The organism is Kitasatospora sp. NPDC004240 (assembly GCF_053603215.1).
Genome location: NZ_JBSGFD010000117.1, coordinates 19646 through 27241, shown reverse-complemented (window position 1 = coordinate 27241; position 7596 = coordinate 19646). Strand labels below are relative to the sequence as shown.

Annotated in this window: 6 protein-coding genes and 1 pseudogene; 1 reads left to right on the top strand and 6 read right to left on the bottom strand. The window is 76.3% G+C overall.

The genetic code is table 11. The annotated features are described in order from the left end of the window. The 3 genes and pseudogenes from ACWEQL_RS27385 to ACWEQL_RS27375 all read right to left on the bottom strand — a co-directional run. A pseudogene (locus ACWEQL_RS27385) lies at nucleotides 1-2044 on the bottom strand (hypothetical protein); the annotation flags it as partial. A gap of 172 nt (nucleotides 2045-2216) precedes the next feature. After that, nucleotides 2217-3044 (bottom strand): TetR/AcrR family transcriptional regulator, encoded by an 828-nt coding sequence (locus ACWEQL_RS27380; protein WP_452152983.1) that lies wholly within the window; start codon nucleotides 3042-3044, stop codon nucleotides 2217-2219. A gap of 22 nt (nucleotides 3045-3066) precedes the next feature. Then, nucleotides 3067-3567: an NUDIX hydrolase gene (locus tag ACWEQL_RS27375; RefSeq protein ID WP_452152982.1), complete on the bottom strand. Its 501-nt coding sequence runs from the start codon at nucleotides 3565-3567 to the stop codon at nucleotides 3067-3069. 61 nt (nucleotides 3568-3628) lie between these two features. On the opposite strand from ACWEQL_RS27375, the gene ACWEQL_RS27370 reads away from it, so the two are divergent. Continuing rightward, nucleotides 3629-4837 (top strand): serine hydrolase domain-containing protein, encoded by a 1209-nt coding sequence (locus ACWEQL_RS27370; protein ID WP_452152981.1) that lies wholly within the window; start codon nucleotides 3629-3631, stop codon nucleotides 4835-4837. 104 nt (nucleotides 4838-4941) lie between these two features. Here the strand turns inward: ACWEQL_RS27370 and ACWEQL_RS27365 are convergent, their stop codons facing one another. The 3 genes from ACWEQL_RS27365 to exaC all read right to left on the bottom strand — a co-directional run bounded on the left by ACWEQL_RS27365 (nucleotide 4942) and on the right by exaC (nucleotide 7479). After that, entirely contained in the window at nucleotides 4942-5265 is a 324-nt protein-coding gene (locus tag ACWEQL_RS27365) for a nuclear transport factor 2 family protein (RefSeq protein ID WP_452152980.1), read from the bottom strand. A gap of 293 nt (nucleotides 5266-5558) precedes the next feature. Next, complete coding sequence (locus ACWEQL_RS27360) at nucleotides 5559-5954, bottom strand: DUF779 domain-containing protein (protein ID WP_452152979.1); 396 nt, start codon at nucleotides 5952-5954, stop codon at nucleotides 5559-5561. A 1-nt stretch (nucleotide 5955) separates the two neighbouring features. Beyond that, a complete protein-coding gene (gene exaC, locus ACWEQL_RS27355) occupies nucleotides 5956-7479 on the bottom strand; it encodes an acetaldehyde dehydrogenase ExaC (protein ID WP_452152978.1) in 1524 nt (507 codons plus the stop codon). Nucleotides 7480-7596 lie beyond the last annotated feature (117 nt).

The window sequence follows — 7596 nt, the reverse complement described above, 5'->3', positions numbered from 1 at the left end:
CCGGGGGCGCGGGCACGGCCGGCGGCGCGGCGGGCGGCGCCGGGGGCGGCGGCGGTACGGGGGAGGGCTGCTGCTTCGGGATGGTCGTCCCGAAGGGGTCGGTGGGCTCCTCGGAGGCCACCCGGGTGCCGAAGGGGTCGCTGACCGGGACCTCGGTCAGGGTGACGGCCGGGGCGGCGGCCGGCGCGCCCGCCGGGGCGGCCTCCTCGGTGGGCTGCGGGGCGAAGGGGTTGAAGTCCGGCGGGGGGACCCGCACGGGGGTGCCCTTCAGGGTCTCGTCCTCGTCCCCGTCCTGCTCCGGCACGGTGGTGTCGGTCAGCGTGGGCTGCGGGGCGAAGGGGTTGAAGTCCGGCGGGGGGACCTGCACCGGGGTGCCCTTGAGGGTCTCGTCCTCGGCGCCGGCGGCCTGCTCGACGGGGGCCGGGACAGCGGCGGCCTGCCCGGCGGGCGGCTGCTCGGTGGGGGGCTGGGCGGCGAAGGCCGGTTCCGCGGCGATGGGCCCGGCGGCGGGCCCGGCGAAGGCGGAGTCGGCGGACGCGAGTGCGGGTGCGGCCTGCGCGGCGGCGGGCGGGGCCGTGGGCGGGACGAAGTCACTGGCCGGCAGGAGGTCCGGCAGCGGCGGCAGCTCCGGCAGCGGCGAATCGTCGGCGACCGGCGCGAAGGGGTTGAAGTCCGCCGGCGGCACCCGGACCGCCGTCCCCGGCCGACGGGCCGGATCGGGCCCGGCGCCAGCGTCGGCGGGTACGGCGGACGCGGCGGGTACGGCGACGGGGGCGGCCGGGGGCGTGACGGCTGGCGGCACCGGCGCGACCGGCACCGGCGCGACCGGCACCGCCGGGGCGCCCGCCGCCAGGTGCGCGCCCGGCCGGCCCGGGACGCCGTCCCAGCCGAACTGGACGCTCCCCAGCAGCTCGGCGAAGACCTCCGTGTACAGCTCCCACTCCTGCGGGTGGGCGGTCGCCAGCTGCACGCACAGCACCGTCACGCCGTCCGGCAGCGGGACGAAGGCCTCGACCACCGAGGTCACCAGCCAGCGCCGCTGCCCGTCCGCGGCCAGCGGGGCGGGCACCGGGACGCTGCGGCCCTCGACCAGGACGGCGGCCGGCCCGGCCGGCAGCAGGACCGTCCAGACCTCGGCGTGCCGGCGCAGGGTGGCCAGCTCGGTGGAGAGCTCGGTGATCGGGCGCGGGTGGTGGGCGAGCGAGATCACCAGGGTGGCGTCGGTGGCCCGGCCGTCCAGCTCCAGGGCGCCGACACCGGCGTAGACGACCCCGCCGGAACTGATCAGGTCGGCCAGGGTGGCGGCGATCACCGCGAAGTCGCGGCGCCGCTCCGGTCCGGTGCCGCTGAACAGCTCCTCGGCGACCTCGCCCAGGTGCGTGCCCAGCTCGGCGGCCGCGGCCCGCGCGACCGGGTCCAGGGCGGCGGCGGGGCCGGTGGCCGGGGCCGCGGGCCCGGTCGGGACGGTACGGGCGGATACGCCGGGCGGGCCGCCCGGGGAGGTGAGCGGGTGGAAGCCGGGCGGCACCACCAGGCGGACCTCGGCCCCCGAGCCGGTGGCGAGCTCCACCGGCTCGCGGGTCTGCCGGCCGTCGGCCAGCGCGGCCAGCGCCGGGGCGAACGGCGGGCGCAGCTTGGGGTCGGCGATCTCGCCGGCCACCGGGAGCTCGAACAGCGCGGCCGCGAGCGTGCCGCGGTCGGCGACCGCGCCGCGGACCGGTCCGCCGCCGTACCGGGCGAGCAGCGCGTCCACGGCGGCCGGCGCCACGGGCACGCCGCTGCCGGGCCGGGCGGTGCCCGCGGTCAGGACGGTGCCCAGGCGGTCGACGGCCGTGTGGACCGGGCCGTTGGGCGCGAGCGGCAGGTTGAACAGCGTTCCGGCGGCGGGGTGGGTGCCGGGGCGCAGGGCGGTCAGCGCGGCCGCCGGGTAGCGCGAGGCCTCCTTGCCGAACAGGGCCTCGGTGAGCGCCCCGAGGGTGGCGGAGATCCGCTCGGCGGCCGCGAAGGGGCCGCTCTCCGTGCTGAACTGGCCGTCCTGGGTCAACTGTTGAGCCCCCCGCTCTGCTCGTCCGGGCCGCTGTTCCGGTGCGGCCGGTGTCCCGGTGGTGCGTGCGCGCCCTGGGCGCAGGTCCGGGCACATTCCTATCAGAGGCCGCCGTCACACCGGCCGGTGCCCACCGGGAGCGCCGGGGCCCGCGACGCGGGCGGACCGGCCGTCAGTCCCCCGGCGGCGGGCCGGGTTCGGCGGTCAGCGCGGTGACGGCCTCGGCCATGCCGGGCACCTCGAACAGCGCCGCGAGCCGGCGCACCAGCTGCCCGGTCGGCCCCTCCGGGCGCTCCTCGGCGAAGAACCCGGCCAGCTCGACGGCCAGGCCGGGCTCCCGTGCGGCGGTCAGCGTCAGCGAGGCGACGAACTCCTGCACCAGCCGCAGCTGGAGCTCCGCCCGCGGGACGGACCGCTCGCCCAGCCACTCCAGCGAGGTGATCTCGGCGTTGGCGATCCACGCCCGGACGGTCAGCCGCAGGCCCGGGCTCGGGTCGGGGACGGCCAGGTGCGCGAGGATCTGGTCGTGCGCGGCCCGCCGGACGTCGTCGATCACCGCCGAGGTGTCGGCGCTGGCCGCCACCGAGCCGCCGCGCAGCAGGGCGGCGAAGCCGGGCCCGTGGCCCTCCACGAACTCCAGGTACCGGCCCATCACCCGGTACAGCCGTTCGGACAGCGGCCCGACGGACGGCTCCTCGAAGCGGCCCGCGAGCTCCCGGGCGGCCCGGCGCAGCGACTCCTCGTACAGCGCCTGCTTGCCGGGGAAGTAGTGGTAGACCAGCGGGCGGGAGGCCCCGGCGGCCGCGGCGATGTCGTCGATCGACACCTCCTCCGGCGGGCGCCGGCTGAACAGCTCCAGCGCGACCGCGATCAGCTGCTCGCGCCGCTCGTCCACGCTGAGGCGCCGGCGCGGCCGCTCGCGGCCCGGGGTGCGCGCGGGCGTGGCGGCGGCGTGCTCGCCCACTGAGCCGGGGACCGTCGACGGGGTGCGGGAAGCCATGGCGCCAGCCTATCGAGCGGATCTACCGTTCCAGGTAGCGGCGGTAGGCCTCCCGGCCGTCCGGGACGAAGTCGTCGGCGGCCAGGCGGGCGGCGAGCTCGTCCTCGGTCAGCCAGGCGTGCCAGGCCACCTCGGACTCCTGCGGGGAGACCGGGCCGTCCCAGAGCGCTTCGTGCACGTCGGACCACCAGGACAGGCCCTCGCCGCGGTAGAGGAACCTGAACAGCGGCCGCGGTTCGATCCCGCTGACGCCCAGCTCCTCCTCGGCCTCGCGGACGGCCGCGTCCGGGTAGCCCTCGCCGGCGCCGACCACACCGCCGACGAACATGTCGTACGCGCCGGGGGCGAACAGCTTGGTGTCGGTGCGCCGGTGCACGAAGATCCGTCCGGCCGGGTCGCGGACCAGCACGAACACGCAGCGATGGGTCAGGCCCCGGCGGTACACCTCCCCGCGCGGGGCGGTCCCGATGACGCGGTCCTGCTCGTCGACGACGTCCAGCAGCTCTTCGGCGGGGTCGGTCATGACCGACAGGTTAGGGTTTCCCGGCAGCTCATGGGGGGCGGGAACGGAAAGGCAGTACGCGGTGGTGGAGATCCAGGGCTGGACGGCGGAGGGCTTCGAGCCCGTACGGGCGGCCTTCGCGCGCAACTTCCGCGAGCACGGGGAGCTGGGCGCGGCCTTCGCGCTGTACCTGCGCGGGCGCAAGGTGGCCGACCTGTGGGGCGGCGAGGCCCGGCCCGGGGCCGGCGGGTCCCCCGCGCCGTGGACGGCGGGCACCGCCCAGGTGCTGCGCTCGGTCACCAAGGGCCTGACCGCGACCACCGCGCTGCTGCTGGCCGGGCGCGGCGCGCTGGACCTGGACGCGCCGGTGTCGGCGTACTGGCCGGAGTTCAAGGCGGCGGGCAAGGAGCGGATACCCGTGCGCTGGCTGCTCTCGCACCGGGCGGGGCTGCCGGCGCTGGACGAGCCGCTGCGGCTGGAGGAGGTGCTCGGCTGGGACCCGGCGGTGGCCGCGGTGGCCGCCCAGGCCCCGTCCTGGGAGCCCGGCACGGCGCACGGCTACCACCCGTACACCTTCGGCTGGCTGGTCGGTGAGGTGGTGCGCCGGGCGAGCGGGCGCAGCGTCGGGCGGTACTTCGCGGAGGAGATCGCCCGCCCGCTGGGTCTCGACCTGTGGATCGGGCTGCCGGCCGGCCACTCGGAGCGGGTCGGCCGGCTGGTGGACCTGCCGGCGCCGCAGACGGCCCGGGCGGGGTCGGCCGGGGCGGGGTCGGCCGGGCCGCGGCTGCGGACCAAGCCGGCCGTCCGGGACGCCTACCGGGACCCGGCCTCGCTGACCGCGCGGGCCTTCGCCTCGGTGCGGGCCACCGTGGACCTCAACGACCCGCTGGTGCAGGCCGCCGAGGTCCCCGGCGCGGGCGGCATCGGGACGGCGCGTTCGCTGGCCCGGTTCTACGCGGCGCTGATCGGGCCGGTGGACGGGGCCCCGGCGGCGCCGCTGCTGGGCCCGGAGCTGCTGGCCGAGGCGGCCGGGCCGCAGTCCGAGGGGCCGGACCGGGTGCTGATCGTGAACACCTCCTTCGGGCTGGGCTTCTTCCGGCACGGCCCGACCTCGCCGATGGCCTCGCCGGCGAGCTTCGGCCACCCGGGCCGGGGCGGCTCGCTGGGCTTCGCCGACCCGGCGCTGGGTCTGGGCTTCGGCTACGTCACCAACGGCATGCAGCCGGGGGTGACCGGCGACATCCGCTCGCGCGCCCTGATCCGGGCGGTCCGGGAGTGCCTGGACCGGTGAGGCCCCGGCGGCTTCCGCGGGCCCGGCCGGTGTGCTCGGTCCGGGCCGGCGACACGGGCCGGGGCCGACGGCATCGGCCCGGCCGGTGTCAGGCCCGGCCGGTGTCAGGCCTGGCCGGTCTCGAAGCGGCTGATCCGCCCCTCCTGGACGGTGAAGCGCCAGGCGGTCCGCATCTCGCCCCAGGTCTCGTTGGAGTAGTTGGCGATCAGGGCCTTGCCGCCGGAGGACTCCGACTGCACGTCGATGTGGCCGCGGACGGTGAAGATCTCCTTGTCGATCCACTGCTCCAGATCGCGGTCGGAGCCGTCGTCGGACATGGTCGCGTCCGGCGAGAGCAGGGCGACGAAGGCGTCGCGGTCGCCCGCGTTGATCGCGCTGACGGCGGCCCGGACGGTCGGGTCGGAGAGTTTGGCGGTGGCGATGGTCATCGGTTCTCCCGGGGTCGGTGACAGGGGTAGGGCTTCCTGTGTATGCCGTCCGCCGGGCGTGTCCGGGCGTGTCTCTGCGTGTCCCGGGATGGATTCCTGTGCTTTGATCCCGCTATGGGTGATTCGCGCGCGGACTCGGCCGCGCGCACCCGGTGCCGGGCACACATGAGGGGTGCCCGGCGACGGACCACGGGGAGTGGTGGCGCGGGGGAGGCCGGAGCGGTCCGGCCTCCCCCGCGCGCTCCCCGTCCCGCCACGCTCCCCGGCCCTGCCTTTCCGACGAGCCCGGGCCGTCAGCCGGTGATCTCCGCGGCGGAGGCGATCTCCGCGTCGGTCAGCAGCCGCGAGCGGATGAGGAAGCGCCGCCCGGTGGGCGCCTCCAGCGAGAAGCCGCTGCCCCGGCCCGGCACCACGTCGATGGTCAGATGCGTGTGCGACCAGTACGCGAACTGGTCGCGGGCCATCCAGACCGGTACCGGGTCGATCCCCGCCACGGCCAGTTCGCCGAGCAGCACGTCGGCGTCCGAGATCAGCAGTTCCCCGGCGGGGTAGCACATCGGCGCCGAGCCGTCGCAGCAGCCGCCGGACTGGTGGAACATCAACGGGCCGTGCTCGGCCGCGAGCCGTCGCAGCAGTTCGGCGGCCCCGGGCGAGACGGCGACCCGCGCGGCGGGCGTCGGGCCGGGCATCCTAGAAGAACCCCAGCGCCTGCGGCGAGTAGCTCACCAGCAGGTTCTTGGTCTGCTGGTAGTGCTCCAGCAGCGCCTTGTGGTTCTCCCGGCCGATCCCCGAGTTCTTGTACCCGCCGAAGGCGGCGTGCGCGGGGTAGGCGTGGTAGCAGTTGGTCCACACCCGGCCCGCCTGGATCGCCCGCCCCGCCCGGTACGCCGTGGCGCCGTCCCGGCTCCACACGCCCGCGCCCAGGCCGTACAGGGTGTCGTTGGCGATCGCGACGGCGTCGTCGAAGTCCTCGAAACGGGTGACGGCGACCACCGGGCCGAAGATCTCCTCCTGGAAGATCCGCATGCTGTTGACGCCCTCGAACACGGTGGGCGCCACGTAGTAGCCGCCGGACAGCGCGCCGCCGAGGTCCACCCGCTCGCCGCCCGTGAGCACCTTGGCGCCCTCGGCCTGGCCGATGTCGATGTACGAGAGGATCTTCTCCAACTGGTCGTTGCTGGCCTGCGCGCCGACCTGGGTCTCGGTGTCCAGCGGGTTGCCCTGGCGCATCGCCCGGACCCGCTCCAGCCCGTCGCCGAGCAGCCGGTCGTAGATCGAGGACTGGATCAGCGCCCGGCTGGGGCAGGTGCACACCTCGCCCTGGTTGAGGGCGAACATCGCGAAGCCCTCCAGCGCCTTGTCGTAGAAGGCGTCCTGCTCGGCCGCGACGTCGGCGAAGAACAGGTTGGGGCTCTTGCCGCCCAGCTCCAGGCTGACCGGGATCAGGTTGGCGGAGGCGTACTGCATGATCAGGCGGCCGGTGGTGGTCTCGCCGGTGAAGGCGATCTTGCGCACCCGGCCGCTGGAGGCCAGCGGCCGGCCCGCCTCCACGCCGAAGCCGTTGACCACGTTCAGCACACCCGGCGGCAGCAGGTCGGCGATCAGCTCGACCAGCACCAGGATCGAGGCGGGCGTCTGCTCGGCCGGCTTGAGCACCACCGCGTTGCCGGCGGCCAGGGCCGGGGCGAGCTTCCACACCGCCATCAGCAGCGGGAAGTTCCACGGGATGATCTGGCCGACCACGCCCAGCGGCTCCTGGAAGTGGTACGCCACGGTGTCCTCGTCCAACTGGGAGAGGTGGCCCTCCTGGGCGCGCAGCGCGCCGGCGAAGTAGCGCAGGTGGTCGATCGCCAGCGGCAGGTCGGCCGCCAGCGTCTCGCGCACCGGCTTGCCGTTCTCCCAGCTCTCCGCGACGGCCAGCTCCTCCAGGTGGTCGGCCATCCGGTCGGCGATCCGCAGCAGCACCTGGGCGCGCTCGGCGGGCGGGGTGCGGCCCCAGGCGGGCGCGGCGGCGTGGGCGGCGTCGAGCGCGGCCTCGACGTCCTCGGCGGTGCCCCGGGCGACCTCGGTGAAGACCTGGCCGGTGACCGGGGTGGGGTTCTCGAAGTAGCGGCCGCGGACCGGCGGGGTCCACTGCCCGCCGATCCAGTGCTCGTAGCGGGGGCGGAAGGCGACGATGGCCTCGGGGTGGCCGGGGGGCTGGTAGACCGTCATGCGCTGGGTGTCTCCTCGCGGCGTCGGGCGCCGCCCGGGCCGGGCCCGAGCGGCGCGCCGGGCCGCGCACGGCGGCCCGGCGGAAGGAACGGACACGCACTGGGCCGGGTGTCCCGC